General features: G+C 72.3%; 20 protein-coding genes. 8 read left to right on the plus strand and 12 right to left on the minus strand.

Going from position 1 to position 21962, the window contains the following annotated elements; genetic code table 11:
- Positions 1-49: 49 nt before the first annotated feature.
- The gene (locus E6R62_RS03920; protein WP_136211367.1) at positions 50-514 is read left to right on the plus strand and encodes a nitroreductase/quinone reductase family protein; all 465 of its coding nucleotides are present in this window, start codon (positions 50-52) and stop codon (positions 512-514) included.
- Positions 515-1149: 635 nt separating this feature from the next.
- On the opposite strand, the gene E6R62_RS03925 is transcribed toward E6R62_RS03920, so the two are convergent.
- The gene (locus E6R62_RS03925; protein WP_240801470.1) at positions 1150-2334 is read right to left on the minus strand and encodes a geranylgeranyl reductase family protein; all 1185 of its coding nucleotides are present in this window, start codon (positions 2332-2334) and stop codon (positions 1150-1152) included.
- Positions 2335-2603: 269 nt separating this feature from the next.
- Between E6R62_RS03925 and E6R62_RS03930 the strand changes: the two genes are divergently transcribed.
- Positions 2604-3968: a dipeptidase gene (locus E6R62_RS03930; RefSeq protein ID WP_136211371.1), complete on the plus strand. Its 1365-nt coding sequence runs from the start codon at positions 2604-2606 to the stop codon at positions 3966-3968.
- Between the two features lie 121 nt (positions 3969-4089).
- Positions 4090-4788 (plus strand): MBL fold metallo-hydrolase, encoded by a 699-nt coding sequence (locus tag E6R62_RS03935; protein WP_136211373.1) that lies wholly within the window; start codon positions 4090-4092, stop codon positions 4786-4788.
- A 50-nt stretch (positions 4789-4838) separates the two neighbouring features.
- Here the strand turns inward: E6R62_RS03935 and E6R62_RS03940 are convergent, their stop codons facing one another.
- Positions 4839-5876 carry an NUDIX domain-containing protein gene (locus tag E6R62_RS03940; RefSeq protein ID WP_136211375.1) on the minus strand — a complete coding sequence of 346 codons (1038 nt, stop codon included), beginning with the start codon at positions 5874-5876 and terminating at the stop codon, positions 4839-4841.
- 219 nt (positions 5877-6095) lie between these two features.
- Between E6R62_RS03940 and E6R62_RS03945 the strand changes: the two genes are divergently transcribed.
- Positions 6096-7082 (plus strand): LacI family DNA-binding transcriptional regulator, encoded by a 987-nt coding sequence (locus E6R62_RS03945; RefSeq protein WP_136211671.1) that lies wholly within the window; start codon positions 6096-6098, stop codon positions 7080-7082.
- Between the two features lie 32 nt (positions 7083-7114).
- On the opposite strand, the gene E6R62_RS03950 is transcribed toward E6R62_RS03945, so the two are convergent.
- The 5 genes from E6R62_RS03950 to E6R62_RS03970 all read right to left on the minus strand — a co-directional run bounded on the left by E6R62_RS03950 (position 7115) and on the right by E6R62_RS03970 (position 11787).
- Positions 7115-8413: an aldolase/citrate lyase family protein gene (locus E6R62_RS03950; RefSeq protein WP_136211377.1), complete on the minus strand. Its 1299-nt coding sequence runs from the start codon at positions 8411-8413 to the stop codon at positions 7115-7117.
- Between the two features lie 174 nt (positions 8414-8587).
- Positions 8588-9550, minus strand: a complete 963-nt coding sequence (locus E6R62_RS03955; protein WP_136211379.1) for an electron transfer flavoprotein subunit alpha/FixB family protein — start codon at positions 9548-9550, stop codon at positions 8588-8590.
- 95 nt (positions 9551-9645) lie between these two features.
- The gene (locus E6R62_RS03960) at positions 9646-10431 is read right to left on the minus strand and encodes an electron transfer flavoprotein subunit beta/FixA family protein (protein ID WP_136211381.1); all 786 of its coding nucleotides are present in this window, start codon (positions 10429-10431) and stop codon (positions 9646-9648) included.
- Between the two features lie 202 nt (positions 10432-10633).
- Positions 10634-11170, minus strand: coding sequence for a flavin reductase family protein (locus tag E6R62_RS03965; protein ID WP_136211383.1), 537 nt, complete (start codon positions 11168-11170; stop codon positions 10634-10636).
- A 290-nt stretch (positions 11171-11460) separates the two neighbouring features.
- Entirely contained in the window at positions 11461-11787 is a 327-nt protein-coding gene (locus E6R62_RS03970) for a thioredoxin family protein (RefSeq protein ID WP_240801456.1), read from the minus strand.
- Positions 11788-12011: 224 nt separating this feature from the next.
- Here E6R62_RS03970 and E6R62_RS03975 point away from each other — a divergent pair, with 224 nt between their 5' ends.
- Positions 12012-12734, plus strand: a complete 723-nt coding sequence (locus tag E6R62_RS03975; RefSeq protein ID WP_136211387.1) for a 1-acyl-sn-glycerol-3-phosphate acyltransferase — start codon at positions 12012-12014, stop codon at positions 12732-12734.
- Positions 12735-12841: 107 nt separating this feature from the next.
- Positions 12842-14092: an MFS transporter gene (locus E6R62_RS03980; RefSeq protein ID WP_136211389.1), complete on the plus strand. Its 1251-nt coding sequence runs from the start codon at positions 12842-12844 to the stop codon at positions 14090-14092.
- On the opposite strand, the gene E6R62_RS03985 is transcribed toward E6R62_RS03980, so the two are convergent.
- The 5 genes from E6R62_RS03985 to E6R62_RS04005 all read right to left on the minus strand — a co-directional run bounded on the left by E6R62_RS03985 (position 14028) and on the right by E6R62_RS04005 (position 18946).
- Positions 14028-14630, minus strand: coding sequence for a transglutaminase family protein (locus E6R62_RS03985; protein WP_136211391.1), 603 nt, complete (start codon positions 14628-14630; stop codon positions 14028-14030). The two genes, E6R62_RS03980 and E6R62_RS03985, sit on opposite strands and share 65 nt — an antisense overlap.
- Positions 14631-14673: 43 nt before the next feature.
- Positions 14674-15750, minus strand: a complete 1077-nt coding sequence (locus E6R62_RS03990) for a low specificity L-threonine aldolase (RefSeq protein WP_136211392.1) — start codon at positions 15748-15750, stop codon at positions 14674-14676.
- Positions 15747-16508 carry an SDR family oxidoreductase gene (locus E6R62_RS03995; RefSeq protein ID WP_136211394.1) on the minus strand — a complete coding sequence of 254 codons (762 nt, stop codon included), beginning with the start codon at positions 16506-16508 and terminating at the stop codon, positions 15747-15749. Before E6R62_RS03995 ends, E6R62_RS03990 begins: the two co-directional genes overlap by 4 nt.
- A gap of 26 nt (positions 16509-16534) precedes the next feature.
- Positions 16535-17941: a DUF6421 family protein gene (locus E6R62_RS04000; RefSeq protein WP_136211396.1), complete on the minus strand. Its 1407-nt coding sequence runs from the start codon at positions 17939-17941 to the stop codon at positions 16535-16537.
- 153 nt (positions 17942-18094) lie between these two features.
- Entirely contained in the window at positions 18095-18946 is an 852-nt protein-coding gene (locus tag E6R62_RS04005; RefSeq protein WP_240801457.1) for an LLM class flavin-dependent oxidoreductase, read from the minus strand.
- A gap of 938 nt (positions 18947-19884) precedes the next feature.
- On the opposite strand from E6R62_RS04005, the gene E6R62_RS04010 reads away from it, so the two are divergent.
- Both E6R62_RS04010 and E6R62_RS39350 read left to right on the plus strand, forming a co-directional pair.
- Complete coding sequence (locus E6R62_RS04010; RefSeq protein ID WP_136211400.1) at positions 19885-20745, plus strand: glycoside hydrolase family 25 protein; 861 nt, start codon at positions 19885-19887, stop codon at positions 20743-20745.
- An 838-nt stretch (positions 20746-21583) separates the two neighbouring features.
- Complete coding sequence (locus E6R62_RS39350) at positions 21584-21955, plus strand: hypothetical protein (protein WP_168713954.1); 372 nt, start codon at positions 21584-21586, stop codon at positions 21953-21955.
- The last annotated feature ends 7 nt before the right edge of the window (positions 21956-21962 follow it).

The raw sequence follows: 21962 nt of genomic DNA on the forward strand, positions 1-21962 counted from the left end.
ACACTGATCTCAAGCGAGAGCACCGCTCTCCCATCCGCCGGAGGTCATCATGACCGCGTCCACGCCCCAGCCGTACTACGCCAAGAGCAGCAGGCTCGGCCTCCGCGTCAACGCCCTCTTCGGCAAGCTCGCCCGGCTCGGCATCAGCCTTGCCGGCAGCGCCGAACTGTCGGTGCGCGGCCGCAGCTCCGGCCGGATGCAGCGGATTCCGGTCAACCCGCACACCCACGAGGGCTCCCAGTACCTGGTTTCCGTTCGCGGCCACTCCCAGTGGGTCGCCAACATCCGGGCGGCCGGCGGCGGCGAGCTCCGCGTGGGCCGCAAGGTGCGCGCCTTCACCGTCACCGAGATGACCGACCCGGCGCGGAAGGCCGCCGTGCTGCGCGCCTACCTGGAGCGGTGGGGGTGGCAGGTGTCGCAGTTCTTCCAGGGCGTCACCGCGCAGTCCTCCGAGGCCGAGCTGCGAGCCATCGCCGCCGACCACCCGGTCTTCCGCGTCGACGTCCCACGCTGAGCCCGGGACCGCAGGGGCGGCCACGGCCTTCCACCGCGCGGCGGTCCGGGACACCCACTCGGCCTGACGGCCGGACGCCGGACACGGCCGTGCCGGCCCGCCGTGTGCTCGGGCGCCTTCGTCGACCGGCTGTGCCGTGCCCGCGCCCGGCGCAGGAGGGGACGCCCCGCGCCCCGTACGCCCCCGAACGCCGCGTCTGTCGCGTACCGCCGATACGACCGCCGGCGCCGCCGGGCCACCCCGCACCCCGGCACACCCGACGCCCGGCATCCGGTCTCGTCCCCGTCCACGGCGGCCGGGGCCGGATGCGATCCCTCTCCCAGCCCGGCGAAGAGGAGCAACGGCCACGACGACGATCACGACAGCGGCACCCGGGAAACCACCGTCAGTCCGGCATCCCGCGCCGCGGGCACCGCCCGCGCCCGTATGAGGGGCCCGGCGGGGCCACGCCCCTCCCGGGTCCCCTGGTCCCGGGTCCTCTACCGCCGGCGCGCGGCGTACGGTGCCGTGCGTGCGTCGCAAGGCGGGGGATCGCCCGCTTACCGGGTGTAAGCGGGCGCTTGTCGACAAGGCGGCGAGGCGCGGTGCCGGACGTCGCGGGTCAGGCGGGAGTTTCAGGGAGTTTCGAAGAGGCCCTAGCGCCGGCGTGCCTGGCGCGCGTCCAGTACGTGCAGGGCCTTGCGGGCCAGCGGGTACGCGCGTACCAACTCCGCCAGCGTCGTGGACCCCCGGGTGATCCGGGCGAAGGCCATCCAGGCCGGGCGCAGACCGGTGATCGCCGCGTGCAGCAATCCCGGCTTCGCCTCGAACAGGGCGAGCATGCGCTTGCCGACACCCATCTCCACGCCCAGCCCCGCCTTGACCGCGAAGGCGTAGTTCAGCGCCTGGCGACGGGCGTCCACCGCGTCCTGCGCCTCGGAGATCTTCACGGCCCACTCCCCCGCGAGCCGCCCCGAGCGCAGTGCGAAGGAGATGCCCTCGCGCGTCCACGGCTCCAGCAGCCCGGCCGCGTCCCCCGCCACCAGCACCCGTCCGCGCGAGAGCGGCGACTCCGGCGTGCGGCAGCGGGTGAGGTGCCCGGAGGAGACCGACGGCTCGAAGCCCGCCAGCCCCAGGCGGGCGATGAAGTCCTCCAGGTAGCGTTTGGTGGCGGCCCCCTCGCCCTTCGCCGAGATCACCCCCACCGTGAGGGTGTCGCCCTTGGGGAAGACCCAGCCGTAACTGCCGGGCAGGGGGCCCCAGTCGATGAGCACCCGCCCCTTCCAGTCCTCGGCGACGGTCTCCGGGACCGGGATCTCCGCCTCCAGGCCGAGGTCGACCTGCTCCATCTCGACGCCGACATGGGCACCGATCCGGCTCGCGCTGCCGTCCGCGCCGACCACGGCCCGGCCCAGCACCGTCTCCCCGTCCGCGAGGACCACGGCCACCGTGCGCCGGTCGGGTACCGCCGCCCCGTGCTGCTCGACGCGGCTCACGGCCGTTCCCGTACGGACGGTCGCGCCCGCCTTCTCCGCCTCGGCGACCAGTGCCGCGTCGAACTCGGCCCGGTTGACCATCCCGAACAGCATGCCCCGCGAGCGCCGGGTCCGGGTCAGCCGCCCGTTCATCGAGAAGGTCACGGCGTTGATCCGGTCCTTGAAGGGCAGGACGAAGCCCGGCGGCAAGGCGTCTCGCGAAGGGCCGATGATGCCTCCGCCGCACGTCTTGTAGCGGGGCAGTTCGGCCTTCTCCAGCAGCAGGACGCGCCGCCCGGCGACGGCCGCCGCGTGGGCCGCCGAGGCCCCGGCCGGTCCGGCCCCGACCACGACCACGTCCCACACCTCGCCGGGCGCCCCGGCGCCCTCCTCTTCGGCCCGTCCGGCGGCGTTCTGCTCCGCGCTCGTGCCCTGTACGTCGTCGTCGCTGCTCACGATGTGCTGCTGCTCCTGATCAGGCTGGTCCTCGGATGCCGGGGAAATCCTACGGCGGGAGATCGTCTCGCCTCGCTGTGCGAGGATCGATGCTGTCTTTCGCCGTACCCCCTACGCGCACCACGCGGATGCGGGAGGCGTACACGTACACCAACGTCGCACCCAAGAGGAGCGTGCCCATGTCGCCGATTCCGGTCGCCGAGACCATCGCCTCGCTTATGCCCCGTGCCCGGCAGGAGCTGGCCGAGTTGGTGGCCTTCCGGTCGGTGGCGGACTTCTCGCAGTTCCCCCGGAGCGAGAGCGAGGCCGCCGCGAACTGGGTGGCGGACGCCCTGCGCGCCGAGGGGTTCCAGGACGTGGCCCTGCTCGACACCCCGGACGGTACGCAGTCGGTGTACGGGTACCTGCCCGGCCCCCAGGGCGCGCCGACGGTGCTGCTGTACGCCCACTACGACGTGCAGCCGCCGTTGGACGACGCCGCCTGGATCTCCCCCGCCTTCGAGCTGACCGAGCGCGACGGCCGCTGGTACGGGCGCGGCGCCGCCGACTGCAAGGGCGGCTTCATCATGCACCTGCTGGCGCTGCGGGCCCTCAAGGCCGACGGCGGCGTGCCGGTCGGCGTGAAGGTGATCGTCGAGGGCTCGGAGGAGCAGGGCACCGGCGGCCTCCAGCAGTACGCCGAGGCGCACCCGGAGCTGTTGGCCGCCGACACCATCGTCATCGGGGACGCGGGCAACTTCCGCCTGGGCCTGCCCACGGTGACGGCCACGTTGCGCGGTATGACCCTCGTCAAGGTCAAGATCGACACCCTGGCCGGGAACCTGCACTCCGGCATGTTCGGCGGTGTCGCCCCCGACGCGCTGGCCGCGCTGATCCGCCTGCTGGACTCGCTGCGGGCGGCGGACGGTTCCACGACGGTGGACGGCCTGGACTCGGACGCCGTCTGGGAGGGCCTGCAGTACCCGGAGGCGGACTTCCGCGCCGACGCCAAGGTGCTGGACGGTGTGGGCCTCATCGGCGAGGGCACGATCGCGGACCGGCTGTGGGCCCGTCCGGCCGTCACCGTCCTCGGCATCGACTGCCCGTCGGTGTCCGGCGCCACGCCTTCGGTGCACGCGAGCGCCGGCGCGCTGATCAGCCTGCGCGTGCCGCCGGGTGTCGACACGACGGAGGCCATCAAGCTGCTTCAGGCGCACCTGGTGGCGCACACCCCGTGGCAGGCGCGGCTGGAGCTGGAGGTCGTGGGCCAGGGGCAGCCCTTCCAGGCGGACACGAGCAGCCCCGCCTACGCGTCGATGGCGGCGGCCATGGAGGTCGCGTACCCGGGCGAGGAGATGCAGGTCAGCGGGATGGGCGGGTCCATCCCGCTGTGCAACACGCTGACGTCGCTGTACCCGGACGCGGAGATGCTGCTGATCGGTCTGAGCGAGCCCGAGGCGCAGATCCACGCGGTGAACGAGAGCGTCTCGCCCCAGGAGCTGGAGCGCCTGGCCGTCGCGGAGGCGCTGTTCCTCGTGAACTACGCCCGGTCCAAGCGCGCCTGACCCGCGGCGCGCCGTTCGGGCCCGAGGTCGCGACCCGCACGAGGCGGTCTACGCCGCGGGTGAACTCCGCTCCCGGTGAACCTTTCACCGGGAGCGGCGGGTGCCCGGTTACGTTCGGCCCATGACCGAACTCGAAGTGGTGGAGGTCGTCCCCCACCGCCTGCACATGCTGCGCTTCCCCATCGGCCAGGCCTACCTGTGGCGTGACGGCGAGGCCCTGACGTTGGTCGACGCCGGGCACGCGGGGGCCGCCGACGCGATCGAAGGGGCCGTCCGTTCGCTGGGGCTGCGCCCCGAGCGGCTGGAGCGGATCGTCTTGACCCACTGCCACCGCGACCACGTGGGGGCGGCGGGCGAACTCGCCGCCCGGTGGGGTGCGCGGATCGTGGCGCATCGCCTGGACGCCCCCGTGATCCGGGGTGAGGAGCCGGTCCCCGAGCCGGTGCTCCTGGACTGGGAACTCCCGCTGTACGCGCACGGCCTGACCATCCCGCAGGCGCCGCCCACCCGGGTGGACCAGGAGGTGGAGGACGGCGAGCGACTGCCGTTCGGGGACGGCGCGGTGATCGTGCACGCCCCGGGGCACACGCCGGGCAGCGTCGCCGTGCACCTGCCGGAGCACGGCGTGCTGTTCACCGGGGACTGCGTCGCGGGAGTCGGCCGGGTCATGCCGGGCGTGTTCAACGTGGATCGCGACCAGGCCCTCGCCTCCTTCCGCCGGCTGGCCGACCTGGCCCCGTCGGTGGCCTGCTTCGGCCATGGCGACCCGGTGACCACGGCCGCGGCCGACACCCTCCGGTCGGCCGCCGCCAGCGCCTGACGGAGCCCGGCCGGGCCGGGCGGGAACAGCCGGGCCGGGCCCGGGCGGGGCTACGGGACCGGCCGGCCCGACTCCAGATAGAGCGGGCGGCCGCGTTCGCGGGCCCGCAGGGCCCAGCGCAGGCGCTCGAATCGGACCGGCGGCAGCATGCCGGCGGCCTCGGTCTCGGTCGCGAACCGCCACGCCCTCAGCTCCGGCCCCGGCAGCCGCAACCGCGCGATCTCCGGCTCCCCCAGCCGCCCGCCGTCGAACAGCAGCCGCAGCCCCCCGTACGCCGGGGACACCGGCGGCTCCCAGTCCACCACCAGCAGCTCCGGCGGCCGCTCCAGCACCAGGCCCAGCTCCTCGGCGACCTCCCGCGTTCCGGCGCGGGCCGGGGCCTCGCCCGGCTCCACGACGCCGCCCGGGAACTCCCACCCCGGTTTGTACGTCGGATCGACGAGGAGCACCCGGCCCTGCTCGTCGAACAACAACACCCCCGACGCCACCGTCTCCCGCGTCGGCTCGGGCGTCTGGACTATCTCGCACACCGGCGCCGCCCCCGTCCGTACGGCGTCCGCGATCCGCTCCGCGGTCTCCCGCACGGTCAGCGACCCGTTGTCGATGACGTGGGCGTCGGCCGTCAGCCAGCCCAGCGCCTGCCGGTAGGCGGGGATGTGGTCGTACGCCCACCGCCTGACCCGGACGTCGACCTCCTCGGACGCCCCCGGTTCCTCCCGGGTCGCCATCCGTTGACGAAGAATCGTTTCCGCAGGGGCCAGCAGCACATGCCGCACCGGTATCCGCCGGGCCGCGAGGCCGCCGAAGATCTCGTCGCGGTACTCCTGGCGCAACAGTGTCATCGGCACCACCAGCACCCCGCCCAGCTCCGCCAGCATCGCCGCAGCCGTCTCCACGACCAACCGACGCCAACTGGGCAGGTCCTGGTAGTCCTCGACCTCCGCGAGCCGTTTGCGCGGCAGCAGCGCCCGCAGCGCGTCCCCGACGGACTCCGGGTCGAACACGGTGCTGTCCGGCAGGAGTCCGGTCAGTTCGCGGGCCGTGCTGGTCTTCCCGGCGCCGAACGTGCCGTTGATCCAGACAATCACGTCTACCCCTCTCCGATGGCTCGCCTCGAAGCCCCCAGTGGCTTGCCCGCCTCACCCTGCCACGGAAACCCGCTCCCCGACGCAGTGCTTATCCTCGAGGTCAGAGCTCGTCCCGCGGCCTGTCCGCGGCCCGCCCGTGCCCCGCCCGACCGCTCCGCCGGAGGTCCCGTGCCCCACACCCGCCGCCCCGCCGTACCCCCTTACGGCAACCGACCGACCATGAAGGACGTGGCCGCCCGGGCGGGCGTGGGCCTCAAGACGGTCTCGCGGGTGGTCAACGGCGAGCCGGGCGTCACGCCCGACACCGAGCGGCGGGTCCAAGAGGCCATCGACGCCCTGGGGTTCCGCCGCAACGACAGCGCACGCGTGCTGCGCAAGGGCCGCACCGCCACCGTGGGCCTGGTCCTGGAGGACCTCGCCGACCCCTTCTACGGGCCGCTGAACCGGGCGGTGGAGGAAGTGGCACGCGCCCACGGCGCGCTGCTCATCAACGGTTCCAGCGCCGAAGACCCGGAGCGCGAGCGGGAGTTGGCCCTTGCCCTGTGCGCCCGCCGGGTGGACGGGCTGATCGTGATCCCGGCCGGGGACGACCACCGCTACCTGGAGCCGGAGATCCGGGCGGGCGTGGCCACCGTGTTCGTGGACCGCCCGGCGGGCCGGATCGACGCGGACGTGGTCCTGTCGGACAACTTCGGCGGCGCCCTGGACGGCGTGGCGCACCTGATAGCCGCGGGGCATCGCCGGATCGGCTTCATCGGGGACCACCCCCGTATCCACACGGCGACGGAGCGCCTGCGGGGCTACCGCGCGGCCATGGCCGCCGCCGGTCTGCCGGTGGACGAGTCCTGGGTGGCCCTGGGCCCCACCGCCCCCGCCCGGGTCGCGGCGGCCGCCCGCCTGATGCTGACGGGCCGGGAGCCGGTCACCGCCCTGTTCGCGGGCAACAACCGAGTGACGGTCACGGTGGTACGGGTCCTGACCGCCGAACCGCGTCCCGTCGCCCTCGTCGGCTTCGACGACTTCGAGCTGGCCGACCTGCTGCGCCCCGGCGTGACGGTGGTCGCCCAGGACGCGGCGACCCTGGGGCGGGTCGCGACGGACCGCCTCTTCCAGCGCCTGGGGGGCGCGGACCTCCCGCCGGCGCGCATCGAACTCCCCACCCGCCTCGTCCCGCGCGGCTCGGGCGAACTGCCCCCGGCGGCCTGAAACCCCCGGGGGTTCCAGGCCGACGCCCCGGCTCAGCCCGTCGACTTGAGCGTCGCGGAGCGGCGCGGGATCGCGAAGGCGTCGAGCTCGGCGCGGGTGAGCCCGGTCAGGGCCGTGACCTCCTCGGTGCCGACCGCCCCGCAGTCGAGGCCGCGGACCAGGTAGCCGGCCAGGGCCTTGGCGGTCGCGGGCTCGTCCATCACGTCGCCCTCGATCTTGGCGACGTACGCCTTCAGGCGGGCGGCCGCGGCTTCGAGGCCCTCGCGGTAGAAGGTGTAGACGGCCGCGTAGCGGGTCGGCAGGTGGCCCGGGTGCATGTCCCACCCCTGGTAGTAGGCCCGCGCCAGGGCGCGCCGGGTGAGCCCGTAGTGCAGCTTCCAGGCTTCGTGGACGTGCTCGGTGGTACCGATCGGCAGGACGTTCGTCGAGCCGTCGGAGACCCGAACGCCCGTTCCCGCGGCGGCGACCTGCATGATCGCCTTGGCGTGGTCGGCGGCGGGGTGGTCGCTCGACTGGTAGGCGGCGGACACGCCGACGCAGGCGCTGTAGTCGAAGGTGCCGTAGTGCAGACCGGTGGCGCGGCCCTTGGCGGCCTCGATCATCCGGGCCACCGTGGCGGTGCCGTCGGAGGCCAGGATCGACTGGCTGGTCTCGATCTGGATCTCGAAGCCGATCCGGCCCGGACGCAGCCCGCGGGCGGTCTCGAAGGCCTCCAGCAACTCGACGAAGGCGGTGACCTGCTCCGCGTAGGTGACCTTCGGCAGGGTCAGGACGAGGCCCTCGGGCAGGTCGCCGCGCTCCAGGAGCCCGGACAGGAAGACGTCCGTGGTGCGGATGCCCCGGTCGCGGACGTTGGACTCCATGCACTTCATGCGGATGCCCATGTACGGGGCGTTCGTGCCGTTGGCGAAGGCCTCGGAGACGAGGCGGGCGGCGCGGGCGGCGGCCTGGTCCTCCTCCTCGTCGGAGCGCACGCCGAAGCCGTCCTCGAAGTCGACGCGGAGGTCCTCGATGGGCTCGGAGGCGAGTTTGGCGCGTACGCGCTCGTAGACGGGGACGGCCAGGTCGTCGGAGATGCCGAGCACCTTGGCGAAGGTGGCGGCGTCGGGGGCGTGCTCGTCAAGGGCCGCGAGGGCCTGGTCGCCCCAGGAGCGGATCGTGTCGGCGGCGAAGACGTCACCGGGCACGTAGACGGTGTGGATGGGCTGACGGGTCCCGGGGTCGCCCGGGTAGTGCCGCGCGAGTTCCGCGTCCACCGGGGCGAGGGAGGCGCTGATGCCCTCGCTGACCGCGCCTGCGAGGCTCGTCGCCACCTTCTCCTGCTGACCCATCGTGCACTCTCCTCTTTTCCGCTTCACGGAAGCTTAGATCCGCATAGCAGAATTTAGCCATGGGGTTCCGCTCCGTCAATGGTCCCTCCGCCGCCGTGGGCAAACGACTCGGGGCCGTGCGGTGAGAAACACCACACGGCCCCGAAGGCGTTCGACGGAGAGGAGAAGCGCAGGTCAGCCCTTGCGCGCCTGGATCTCCTGGGTCAGCTGCGGGACGACCGTGAAGAGGTCGCCGACCACGCCGTAGTCGACCAGGTCGAAGATCGGCGCCTCGGCGTCCTTGTTGATGGCGACGATGGTCTTCGACGTCTGCATGCCGGCCCGGTGCTGGATCGCACCCGAGATGCCGGAGGCGATGTACAGCTGCGGGGAGACCGACTTGCCGGTCTGGCCGACCTGGTTGGTGTGCGGGTACCAACCGGCGTCGACGGCGGCGCGCGAGGCACCGACCGCCGCACCGAGGGAGTCCGCGAGCTCCTCGATGAGGTGGAAGTTCTCGGCACCGTTGACGCCACGGCCACCCGAGACCACGATCGCGGCCTCGGTCAGCTCCGGCCGGCCGGTGGACTCGCGCGGGGTGCGGGAGACGACCTTGGTGCCGGTGGCCAGGGCGCCGAAGGTGACGGCGAGCGCCTCGACGGTCCCGGCGGCCGGGGCGGCCTCGACCGGAGCCGAGTTCGGCTTGACGGTGATGACCGGGGTGCCCTTGGAGACGCGGGACTTGGTGGTGAAGGACGCGGCGAACGCGGACTGCGTCGCGACCGGACCCTCGTCACCGGCCTCCAGGTCGATGGCGTCGGTGATGATGCCGGAGCCGATGCGGACCGCGAGGCGCGCCGCGATCTCCTTGCCCTCGGCGGAGGACGGGACGAGCACGGCGGCCGGGGAGACGGCCTCGTACGCGGCCTGGAGCGCGTCCACCTTCGGTACGACGAGGTACTCGGCGAACTCGGGGGCGTCGGCGGTGAGGACCTTGACGGCGCCGTGCTCGGCGAGCGCGGCGGCGGTGTTCTCGGCGCCGGCGCCGAGGGCGACCGCGACGGGCTCGCCGATGCGGCGGGCCAGGGTCAGCAGTTCGAGGGTGGGCTTGCGGACGGCGCCGTCCACGTGGTCGACGTAGACGAGGACTTCAGCCATGGGAGTGCTCCTGCGAATGCGAAGTAGTCAGGGGGCGATCGAGAGGGTGTCGGCCGAAGCTCTGGGGCGAACTTCCGACCGGCCAGGCTGCGGCCTTAGATGAACTTCTGGCCGGCCAGGAACTCGGCCAGCTGCTTGCCGCCCTCGCCCTCGTCCTTGACGATCGTGCCGGCGGTGCGGGCCGGGCGCTGCGCGGCGGAGTCGACCGCGGTCCAGGAGCCCTCCAGGCCGACCTCGTCGGCCTCGATCTCCAGCTCCTCCAGGTCCCAGGACTCCACCGGCTTCTTCTTGGCCGCCATGATGCCCTTGAAGGACGGGTAGCGGGCCTCGCCCGACTGGTCGGTCACCGAGACGAGCGCCGGCAGGGACGCCTGGAGCTGCTCGCTCGCGGTGTCGCCGTCGCGGCGGCCGGTCACGGTGCCGTCCTCGACCTTGACCTCGGAGAGCAGGGTGACCTGCGGGACGCCCAGGCGCTCGGCGAGGATCGCGGGCAGCACGCCCATGGTGCCGTCGGTGGAGGCCATGCCGGTGATGACCAGGTCGTAACCGGCCTTCTCGATGGCCTTGGCGAGCACGAGCGAGGTGCCCATGACGTCGGAGCCGTGCAGGTCGTCGTCTTCCACGTGGATGGCCTTGTCGGCGCCCATGGAGAGCGCCTTGCGCAGCGCGTCCTTGGCGTCCTCGGGACCGACGGTCAGGACGGTGATCTCCGCCTCGTCCGCCTCGTCGGCGATCTGGAGCGCCTGCTCGACCGCGTACTCGTCGAGTTCCGACAGCAGACCGTCGACGTCGTCGCGGTCGACGGTCAGGTCATCGGCGAAGTGCCGGTCGCCGGTGGCGTCGGGTACGTACTTCACACAGACAACGATCCTCAGGCTCACGCCGACTCTCCTACCGCATCGTCTTTTTCTGATACCGCCTTGTGCAGGCAGCATAGGCGCCTTGTCGGGCGGATCCCGTTCGGGGCGACCCGCGCCCCCACGGGAATGTTACTCGTCAGTACACAGTGGGTCTTCCCCGGTGGCAAGGCCGACGAACTGTGATCTGGCCAACGCCACCCGAACCCACCCCAGCAGGGACGATTCAGTCCCGCAGCGCGTTGAAGCGCCCCTGGTGGTAAAGGAGCGGACGGCCTCCGCCGCCGGGATGCACCGCGGGGTCGCCGGACACCAGCTCGGCGATGATCACCCGGTGGGCGCCGGCGGGCACCCGGGCCACCACCCGGCACACAAGCCACGCCAACACCCCGGACAGGACCGGCACCCCGTGCGGACCCTCGGCCCAGTCGGTGTCCGGCCCGAAGCGGTCCGCGCCGCTGCGCGCGAACAGGCCGGCCAGCTCCCGCTGGTGCTCGGCGAGTATGTGCACGCCGAGGTGGTCGCAGTCGCGTATCGCGGGCCAAGTGGAGGAACCGGTGCCGATCGTGAAGGAGAGCATCGGCGGGTCGGCGGAGACGGAGTTCAGGGACGTCGCGGTGAACCCCACCGGGGCGCCGGCGCCCGAGGTGGCGGTGATGACCGCGACTCCCGCGGCGTGCTGACGGAAGACGGAGCGCAGGAGGTCGGGCGATCCGGTCGTACCGGTGACGAAACGGGGGGACGGAGCCGTCGGGGCCGTCATGAGGGGCTTCCTTCTGCCGCGTCGGGCGCGGGCACGGTCGGGGATCGGGCGTCGGGGGCGTTCAGTGATCCCAACAGCGCGCGCTCGCGTAGCGGACGAGGTCCACGTCGGCCCGTCCGTAAAGCAGGAGTTCATACCTCATGCCGTCAGCCTGTCGATCTCTCGTGTACACAGTCAAGCCGCACCGGCCAGATGTCGGGCGCGTCACGCCGTGTACGGGCGCGCGCACCGGCGCGTGCGGCCCCGGCCGCCCGCACGGCCCGCACAGAGGCACGTCCCACGCAGGCTCGTCATACGGCGGCTCCCAGGGCGGCGATCACGTCGGCCTTGCGCGGCATCCCGGCGGCCTGCCGGACGATCCGCCCGCCGGAGTCCAGCACCAGCACGGTGGGCGTCTTCTCGATGCCGAGGGCGCGTACGAGGTCGAGGTTCAGCTCGGCGTCCACTTCCACGTGCGCGACGCCGTCCACCATGGAGGCGACATCGGCCAGGATCCGCCGGGTCGCCGCGCAGGGCCTGCAGAACGCGCTGGAGAACTGGACCAGGGTGGCCCGTTCCCCCGGTTCCGCGCCCAGTTCGGCCGCGCCCAGCCGTGCTCCGTCCCCGTGCCCGCGCACCCCTGCTCCCTTCCGTACCGCTGCTTCCGCTCCGGTCGTACGCTGATCCGAGCACCCCGTGGGCGCGCCGCATTCCCGGCGTGACGAGAATCTCCCCGGGCACACGCGCCAGGACTGGCTCATCGGCCGGTATCTGGGGCACCATCCCCATGGTCGCGTACCTACGCTTCCGTAACTTCCAGCCGGGAGCACCTCCCCAGGCAGAAAGAAGGGGTCTCCCCACCATGGCTGAGCTCGTCTACCCTCCCGTCATCGGCGCAGCGCACACGCTCTTCCGCGCGCTGGACATCCGTATCGACATGAAGGGGACGGAGAACATCCCGCGCAAGGGCGGGGCGGTCCTCGTGTCCAACCACATCGGCTACCTCGACTTCATCTTCGCCGGTCTGGCCGCCCGCCCGCAGAAGCGGCTGGTGCGGTTCATGGCGAAGGAGTCGGTGTTCCGGCACAAGGTCTCGGGCCCGTTGATGCGCGCGATGAAGCACATCCCGGTGGACCGCGCGCAGGGTGAGACGGCGTACCAGCATGCCCTGGACTCCCTGCGCTCCGGCGAGATCATCGGGGTGTTCCCCGAGGCGACCATCTCCCAGTCCTTCACGCTCAAGAGCTTCAAGTCGGGCGCGGCCCGGATGGCGCAGGACGCCGGGGTCCCGCTGATCCCCGTCGCGCTGTGGGGCACCCAGCGGCTGTGGACCAAGGGCCGCCCCAAGGACCTCAAGCGCAGCCACATCCCGGTGACGATGCGGGTGGGCGAGCCGCTGGAGGCGCCGACCGACCAGTACGCCGGGGCCATCACCCGGCGCCTGCGGGAGCGGGTGCAGGAACTGCTGGACGCCGCCCAGCGCGCGTATCCGGCCAAGCCGAAGGGTCCGGAGGACGCCTGGTGGCTCCCGGCGCACCTCGGTGGCACCGCCCCCACCCCGGCCCAGGTCAAGGAAGCGGGCTGAGCGCACGCCCGGGCTTACCGGGCGGAGGGCGACCCTTTCGGTGTACACCCTTCTGCCGTAGCGTTCCGGCCGTCGGCACGTCGTAACACCTCCGGGGGGGGGTCACGGTGCGGGGGTTCGGACGGTATCTGGGGGCGGCGCTCGCCGCGCGGTTCGCCTCCGAGGGCATGGGGATGGCCGTGGTGCTGCTGGCCCAGGAGCGGACCGGGAGCGCGGCGCACGGGGCGTTCGTACTGACCGCCTGGCTGGCGCCGCACGTCCTGGCCGCTCCGCTCGCCGGGGCGGCGGCCGCCCGGACACGCCGGCCCCGACTGTTCCACGCGGGCGCGCTGGCCGGGTTCACGGGCGCCGTGGGGGCGTTGGCGCTGCTCCTGGGCCGCGCTCCGACTCCGGTGGTCCTGGCGGTCGCCCTGGTCGGCGGCACCTGCGGGCCGATGGTGACGGGCGGCCTGTCGAGCCTGGTCGCGGGGCTGGTCCCGGCCGGCCCCGGCCGCGACCGCGCCTACGGGTGGGACGCATCCACGTACAACGCCGCCGCGGTCACCGCGCCGGCGGCCGTCAGCGTGGTGGCTGCGCTGGGTTCGGCGGGGCCGGCGATGGCCCTGCTGGGGGCCTCCGGCGCGGTGGCCGCGGCCCTGGCCGCCGGCCTGCGCTACGAGGACCGGGGCGCGGGCTCGGCGCCCGAGGGACCCCGGGCCGGGATCGGCGCCGGGCTCGCCGCCCTGTGGCGGGTGCGGCAACTGCGGGCCATCACCTCCGCGACGACCCTGGCCTTCGTCGGGGTCGGCTCCCTCACCACCACCTCGGTGCTGCTGGCCTCGGCCCTGGGCAGCCCGGACGCCGGCGGGGTACTGATGACGGCCTTCGCGGTGGGCGCGCTCGCCGGTTCCCTGACGCTGGGCCGGGTCACGACCGTCGCACCGGGCCCCTTGGCCTGTGGGGCGTTGGCCGGGACCGCGGTGGCCCTGGCCGCGGCCGCGTTCACGCCCTCGGTGGCCTGGACGGCCGCCGCCTTCGCCGCGGCCGGGGTGTGCGACGGCCCCCTGCTCACCGCGACCCTGCGCATCCGCTCGGACTACGCCCCCGCGGCGGTGCGGACGCAGGTCTTCACCCTGGGCGCCGGACTCAAGCTGACGGCCGCCTCCGCCGGCGCCGCCCTGGTGGGGCTGGCGGCGGGGGCGCCGCCGCGGGCGCTGTTGCTCGGGATCGCCGGGCTCCAGGCGGCCGCGGCCCTGCTGCACGTCGTGCTGGCCCGGCCCGGGGCACGTGGCGGCGGGAGCGGGGGCGGGGCGGTCACAGGGCCGTCGGGAGCCTGCGCCACAGCTCCGGCCGGTCGGCGGACTCCCGGAGAGCCGTGAGCGTGCCCGGGTGCGGGGTGGCGTGGAGGGTCGGGTAGTCCACCTCCCCGAGCTCGGGGCGGACGGGGAAGGCGAGTCGCTCCCGGTCGAGGTCGAACCGGGCGTCGACGCCCTCCTTGTTGCCGCGCGCGTCCAGTCGGGCCCAGCCGTTCCCGCCGGGCAACCGGAGCGCGACGAGCCCGTGGAGGAGGGGTTGGGAGCCGTCGTCCTCCGTGAGGCGCTGGTAGCACAGGGCCGCCGGGACGCCTTTGGCGCGCAACAGGGCGACGAGGGCGTGGGACTTGGCGTGGCAGATGCCGTTGCGCGTGCCCAGCACGTCCGAGGCGCGCCAGGTGACGCGCGTGTCCCCGGAGTCGCCGGAGTGCGGGATGGTGTCGCGGACGAACTCGAAGGCCGCCTCGGCGTAGGCGTACGGGTCGCCGTCGGCGGCGGTCCACAGCGCGTCGGCGGTCTCGCGGACGAGGGGATGCCCGTGATCGATCGCCTCGTCGGCGGCCAAGTACGCGCGGATGTCGGAATGCTCCTGGATCAGTTCCATGACCCAGGAGCATACCTATGCGCCATAACGCATGACTATCGAGTTAGCGGGCGAGCTCTTCCTTCAACGCCTGGAGGAAGCCGTCGACGTCCTCTTCCTGCGTGTCGAAGCTGCACATCCAACGGACGTCGCCGGCGATCTCGTTCCAGAAGTAGAAGCGGTAACGCTCCTGCAGGCGCCGCGACACCTCGTGCGGCAGCCGCGCGAACACCGCGTTCGCCTGCACCGGGTAGAGGATCTTGACGCCGTCCGTCTCGCGGACGCCGGCCGCGAGCCGCTGCGCCATCGCGTTGGCGTGGCGGGCGTTGCGCAGCCACAGGTCCTTGGCGAGCAGCGCTTCGAGCTGCACCGACACGAACCTCATCTTCGACGCCAACTGCATCGACATCTTGCGGATGTGCTTCATCTGCCGCACGGCGTCGGGGTTCAGCACGACCACGGCCTCGCCGGCCATCATGCCGTTCTTGGTGCCGCCGTACGAGAGCACGTCCACACCGGCCGCGTTGGTGAAGGCGCGCATGGGCACGTCGAGCGAGGCCGCGGCGTTGGCTATCCGGGCGCCGTCGAGATGGACCTTCATGCCCAGGGAGTGCGCGTGCTCGCAGATCGCCCGGATCTCTTCGACGGTGTAGACCGTGCCGAGTTCGGTGTTCTGGGTGATCGAGACGACCTGCGGCATGGCGCGGTGCTCGTCCTCCCAGCCCCATGCCTGCCGGTCGATGAGCTCGGGGGTGAGCTTGCCGTCGGGCGTGGGGACGGTGAGGAGCTTCAGACCGGCCATCCGCTCGGGCGCGCCGCCCTCGTCCACGTTGATGTGCGCCGACTCGGCGCACACCACGGCGCCCCAGCGGTCGGTCATCGCCTGGAGGGCGGTGACGTTGGCGCCGGTGCCGTTGAAGACGGGGAAGGCCTGCGCGTACGGGCCGAAGTGGCTGCGGAAGATCTTCTGCAGGTACTCGGTGTACTCGTCGTCGCCGTAGGAGACCTGGTGGCCTCCGTTGGCCAGCGCGACGGCCTCCAGGATCTCCGGATGCACCCCCGCGTAGTTGTCACTGGCGAATCCGCGCACCGCCGGGTCGTGGTGGCGGCGCGCGTCGGTCGTCCCGCTCGCGGTTCTCACGGTTGCGGAGTGAGCCACAGACGCTGTCCGTTCACATCGGAGGCGGGCCGGTCCCATACGCCGGCGATGGCCTCGGCCAGCTCCTTGACGTCGGTGAAGCCCGCGAACTTCGCATTGGGGCGCTCCGCGCGCATGGCGTCGTGCACCAATGCCTTGATGACCAGGATCGCAGCCGCGGCCTGCGGGCCGTCCTCGCCCCCCGCCTTGCGGTAGGAGTCCGCCATGGCCAGCGTCCAGGCCTCGGCGGCCGCCTTGCCCGCGTTGTAGGCGGCGTTGTTGGCGACCGGCTTGTGGGCGCCGGACTGGCTGATCAGGACGTATCGGCCGCGGTCGCTGCGGAGCAGGCCGTCGTGGAACGCGATGGAGGTGTGCGCGACGGTGCGGATCAGCAGCTTCTCCAGGAAGTCCCAGTCCGCGAGGTCCGTCTCGGTGAAGGAGGTGCTCCCGCGCCAGCCGCCGACGAGGTGGACCAGGCCGTCGACGTGCCCGAAGTCCTTCTCGATCCGCTCGGCCCAGGCCTTGGTGGCGGCCAGGTCGAGCAGGTCGACGGTGTCACCGATGACGGTGGCGCCGCCGTGCGCGTACCGGGCCGCGTCCACGGCCTCGGCCAGACGCGCCGGGTCGGCGTCCGACGCGACGACGGTCGCGCCCGCCTCGGCGAGACGGAGCAGGGCGGCGCGCCCGGCGGGCCCGCCGGCGCCGGCCACCGCCACCACCGCTCCCTGGAGCGTCCCGTTGTCGTTCCCCGAGCCGTTCATCCGTGCAGCCTCCTGAGGGCGAGTGGTCACGCGACCACTCGCTGCGCGTCGTCAGCGTTCACAGCAGTGATGCCCTTCGTGGAGGCGATCACTCCCTTGAGCTTCTTGGCGAGCGCCTCATAGAACATGCTCAGCGGAAACTCGTCCGGAAGCACGTCGTCCACGAGCTTGCGCGGCGGCTGCGTGAGGTCGAGGGCGTCGGGGCCCTTGGCCCACTTGGAGCCCGGGTGGGGGGCCAGGTAGGTGGAGACGAGCTCGTACGCCTTGAACCAGTGGACGAGCTTGGGGCGGTCGATGCCGGCCCGGTAGAGGTCCTCGATCTCGGCGCAGAGCTGGTTGGTGACCTGCGGCGCGCGCATCCAGTCGATCTTGAGCGTGTTGTCCGTCCAGCGCACGACGTCGTGCTTGTGCAGGTAGGCGAAGAGCAGCTGCCCGCCGAGGCCGTCGTAGTTCCGGTTGCGGTCACCGGAGACCGGGAAGCGGAACATGCGGTCGAAGAGGACGGCGTACTGCACGTCGCGCCCGTGCTCGTTGCCCTCGGACTCCAGCTTCACGGCCTCCTTGAAGGCGGTGAGGTCGCAGCGCAGCTCCTCCAGGCCGTACATCCAGAACGGCTGGCGCTGCTTGATCATGAAGGGGTCGAACGGCAGGTCGCCGTGGCTGTGCGTGCGGTCGTGGACCATGTCCCACAGGACGAAGGCCTTCTCGCAGCGCTCCTGGTCCTCGACCATCCGGGCGATGTCCTCGGGCAGTTCGATGCCCAGGATGTCGACGGCGGCCGCGGTGACCTTGCGGTAGCGGGCGGCCTCGCGGTCGCAGAAGATGCCGCCCCAGGTGAAGCGCTCGGGGGCCTCGCGGACGGCGATGGTCTCCGGGAAGAGCACCGCGGAGTGGGTGTCGTAACCGGGGGTGAAGTCCTCGAAGGTGATGCCGAGGAAGAGCGGGTTGTCGTACCGGGTGCGCTCCAGCTCGGAGAGCCACTCGGGCCAGACCATCTTCAGGACGACGGCCTCCAGGTTGCGGTCCGGGTTCCCGTTCTGCGTGTACATCGGGAAGACCACGAGGTGCTGGAGCCCGTCGGCGCGCTGGGCGGCCGGCTGGAAGGCCAGCAGCGAGTCCAGGAAGTCCGGCACGGGGAAACCGGCCTCGGCCCACTTGCGCAGGTCCGCGGCGAGCGCGCGGTGGTATGCGGTGGCGTGCGGGAGCAGCGGCGACAGGGTCTCCACGGCCGCGACCACGCGCTCGACGGCGGCGGCGGCGTCGGCCCGGTCGGGGGCTCCCTCCGCGTCGAAGTCGATCGAACCGTCCGGGGCCTGCCAGGGGCGGATCTCCTCCACGGCGGCCTTGAGCTCGGGCCACGCCGGGTGGTCGACCACCCGCGTCCCGGCGGTTATCACGGCGCCACCGGTGCCCGGCACAAGAGTTTCCGTCATGTCACTTCCTCCACAGGAGAACCTCACGTCAGAGCAGCGTAAGGGCGCGAGGCTCTCCTGTTCAAGAGGAGACTCGGGAAAATATCCTGCGCTACCCCCCACTCCACGGGAATTCTTCCCGTCCTCCGGTGCGCAGACGGTCGCATCCGTCCCTCATTCGGCCTTGCGGGCCCACGCGTTCGCGAAGTGGAGGATCACCTTGTCGCCCCGCTGCCGCAAGGTCTCCAGACAGGCCTCCTGGGGCACCGTGCCCATCCGTATGAGGCACATCACCTCGTCGGCCCCGGCCGCGCGGAGCCGTTCGACGTACGCGATGGCGACGTCGGCGCTCCCGTAGGCGTGGTCGGCGTTGAAGGGGGCCGTCGACGTGGGGCGCACCGGGATCTCCTGTTCGTGCAGCCGGGCCACGACCTGCTCGGCCGCCTCGCGCATGCCCGCCGCCCCGTCGGCGCCGGGCACCACCGCCTCGTCCGGGACGCCGGCACCGCCGTACCAGTGGCCGATGGACTGGGCGAAGAACCGCCGCCCGCGGACGCCGACGCGGCGGGCCTCGCGCGGGTCGTCGAGCACGATGGTCGGGCAGAGCACGGCGAAGTGGTCGTTCACCACGCTCGACACGAAGCGGCCGCCGTCCCGGCGGGCGATCGCGGCGTCGTAGACGGTCCGCATCCCCGCGATCGAGTCGGGCCCGGCGAAGTCCATGACCAGGGCGCCCACGCCCAGCTCGGCGGCCTGCGCCGGCGTCTCGGCCCGGCTGCACGCCAGGAACAGCGGCGGGCGCGGCGTCCGGGCCGGCCGGGGCAGGATCGGATGCGGGCCGACGTCCATCAGCTCCCCGTGGTACTCCGATTCCTCCTCCCGCCAGGGCCGCCCGATGATCCGCAGCGCCTCCTCGCCTCGGCGGTCGTCCGTTCCTTGTCGACGCCGAACAGCGAGGTCTCCTGCGTGGTGCCGCCGCGACCCGGCGCCCGGGTCGAGCCGCCCGCCGGAGAGCAGGTCGAGCATCGCGGCCCGCCAACGGGCCCGGGAAGGAACTCCGCCAGACCGCACTCCGGAACAGGCACCCGCACCGGATTTCCCCGGCGACCCCGCCAAGCCAGAGAAGCGCCTGCCGCCCGGCTGGTAACCCCCACCCCGAGCCCAGCCCGGCTCGCTCTGCCCTGGAGGGTGCATGACCCTGGAGGGTGCATGACCCACATCGAACTACTGCCGGCCCAGGCCTCCAGGCTCGGCCGGCACGTCGAACACGATCCACGGTCGCCGGCCTACGCGCACGGGGTCCTCCCCGGAGTCGCGATCGGGCCGGTGGACCGGACCCGGCGGATACCCGTTCTCGACCAGGGCCGGCTCGGCGCGTGCACGGGCAAGGCCGGTACCGGCCTCCTCGGCACGGACTCGGCCGGGCGGCAGGGTCGAACGTCTGTCACCGTCACCCCGGCCGCGGCTGCCGCCTCACACGGCGGGTTCACCGCCGGAGTCCACGCCCTCGACGAGGCGTACGCAGTCGGCCTGCCCTCCCTTGCCACCGTCCTCGATGCGGTCCCCGGCGCCAGTACCCGCCCACCGACACCGGCTCGTCGGGCTGGGGGTCGCGAAGGCGCTGAAGACGCTCGGCCCGGCCCGCGGGTATTCCCTGGCTGAACTCGATGTTCGAGCCCACGGCAGACGGGCGGATCGCGTCGACCGCTCCTCCGGCGTCGCCGGTGGCCACGAGGTCGAGCTGAACCGATACGACGGAACCGGAGCGTATTGGCTCACCAATTCCTGGGGAGCCTCATGGGGACAGTCAGGCTCCGGCTATCTCACCGCCGCCGATCTCAGCCGGCTCCTCTCCCGGCAAGGCGACGTCACCGTCCCCGTCCGGATCTCTCCCGCGCCCACGCCGCACAGGTGTTGGCTCTCGCGCGCCCAGAAGGCCATACGCACCAGAAAGTGAGACCCCGATGGGCATCTACGGGCAGGACTGGGCGTCCTACCAGAGCAGCACGCCGGACACCGCAGGGCTGTCGTTCGCCTTCACCAAGATCACTGAAGGGCTGAGCTACATCAACCCCAAGTGGCTCGGCCAGCGGAACCACGCCAAGGCCGCCGGCCTGGTCTGGGGCGCCTACCACTACCCCCACATGGGCAACGACGTCGAAGCCGAGGCCGACTACTTCCTCAAGCAGGTCGCCTGGCAGCCCGGCGATCTGCTCGTTCTCGACTGGGAGGGTTACGACGACGCCAACACCGACATCTCCCACGCCCGGCAACTCCAGTACAAGGAGCAGTGGCTCCGGTACGTCAAGAGCCGCATGCCGCACAACCCGGTCGGCATGTACTGCAACGTCGACTACTGGCGCAACGTCGACAACACCAGCTTCTGCGGCGACTTCCTGTGGATCGCCACCGCCGGCCGCAAGGCAGGCGACCCCGGCATTCAGGCCAAGTGGATGTTCCACCAGTACGGCGACAGCCCGGTCGACAAGGACTACTGCCCGCTCGCCAGTACCGCGGAACTCCGCGCCTGGGCGCACTCCTTCGCCTCACCCACACACCAGGAGGACATCGTGACCCCTGAGGACATCCAGGCCGTGGCCGCGGCCGTCTGGAACTACCAGCTCCCGAACCTGAACGAGGACGGAACCCGGACCGGCACGTCCAAAGCGGCCTTCTGGTGGCTGGTCTGGCAGGACGTTTTCCAGGTCCAGACGATCAACGCCATCCACGCGGCAGCCCTCACCCCGGACCAGATCAAGCAGGCACTCGTCAACGGCACGCTCAAGGTCGAAGTCTCCGTCGTCGCCAAGCCGTCCGGCACCTGACCGGCCGCGGCTCCCGTCCCACCCGAATCGACCGAGCAGGAGATCCGCATGTCCACGTCCGAACTCTTCCCTCCGCCGACTTGGTGATCAGGACCGGCGCGGCATACGCCCGAGACCTCGCCGAACGCGTCGTCTCCACCGGCCTCCAGGGCGCCAACGCCACCATCGTCGTCACCACCCCCTCGACCTCGGCATGTGGCGCACCGCCGCTCTCGCCGGAGCCGCCGCGTCGACCTCGCTCCTCAAGGGCCTCGCCGCCCATTGGCGGGACGTGACCAACTCCGCGAGCCTCGCCTCGCCAAGGGCGTCTGATGCGGGCCCACGCCGGGAGGTGGGCGCGAACGAGCTTATCGGGGTCAGCCCGACAAATCTCGGCGCGGCGGGCCTGCTCGTCCTCGTAGTCCTCCTCATCCTCACCGGCCGCCTCGTCCCCCGCTCGACGCTCCTCGACATGCGCGACGAGCGGGACACCTGGCGTTCAGCACACACGGAATCGGAGGCCGCCCGCCAAGCCGTAACAACGAGCAGGTCACAGAACTGCTGGAACCGTCCCGGACGGCCGGACACGTCCCGACCTCCCTGCCTCGGGCGAGGGAGGTGGGCGGCGATGCGCTGGTGGAAGCGACTGACCGGGTGCAGGGGTAGGCCGCGCGCCGGCCAACGCGCCGCCGAGTCTGGATCGAGCGCGGTGCGCGCGCCAAGAGGCGGAGGACCGGGCGCCCGGAGGTCGAGGCCGCTGCGAGGATGCTGCGGGCGGCCCGCCTTGAGAACCATTTCGCCGAGCGGATCGCTGCGGCGCTGCGAGGAGGGGCCACGTGACGCACCTGAGTGCAGACCAGTGGGCAACGTCATCGCCTCCGGGATCGCCGCCGGCGCGTGCGCGGTGTTCGCGATCTCCTACCACTTCAGTGCTCCCTGGTGGCGTAGTGCCGTCGGCCGCAACCTCATGGCATTCGCGGCTGCCGTCGGCGCCCTGTGCCTCTACACCATCCTGATCACGGTGTGGCCGGCGGGTTGCGCGGCGGTGGTCGTGCGCGGCATGCGCACTGCGGTCCTCGTCGCGATCACCGCGCTGATGACCCAGCGGACGTGGACGGTTGTACGCGCCCAGTCGACACCCGCAGGAGAAGTGCCCGGGACCGCCCGACGCTCGGTAACGGCATCCCTGAGCAAAACAACGCCCCCCTGCGCCGCCTTCGGGCAGCGGTAGGGGGCGC

The organism is Streptomyces sp. A1136, from assembly GCF_004795055.1.
In the GTDB taxonomy this organism is placed as follows: domain Bacteria; phylum Actinomycetota; class Actinomycetes; order Streptomycetales; family Streptomycetaceae; genus Streptomyces.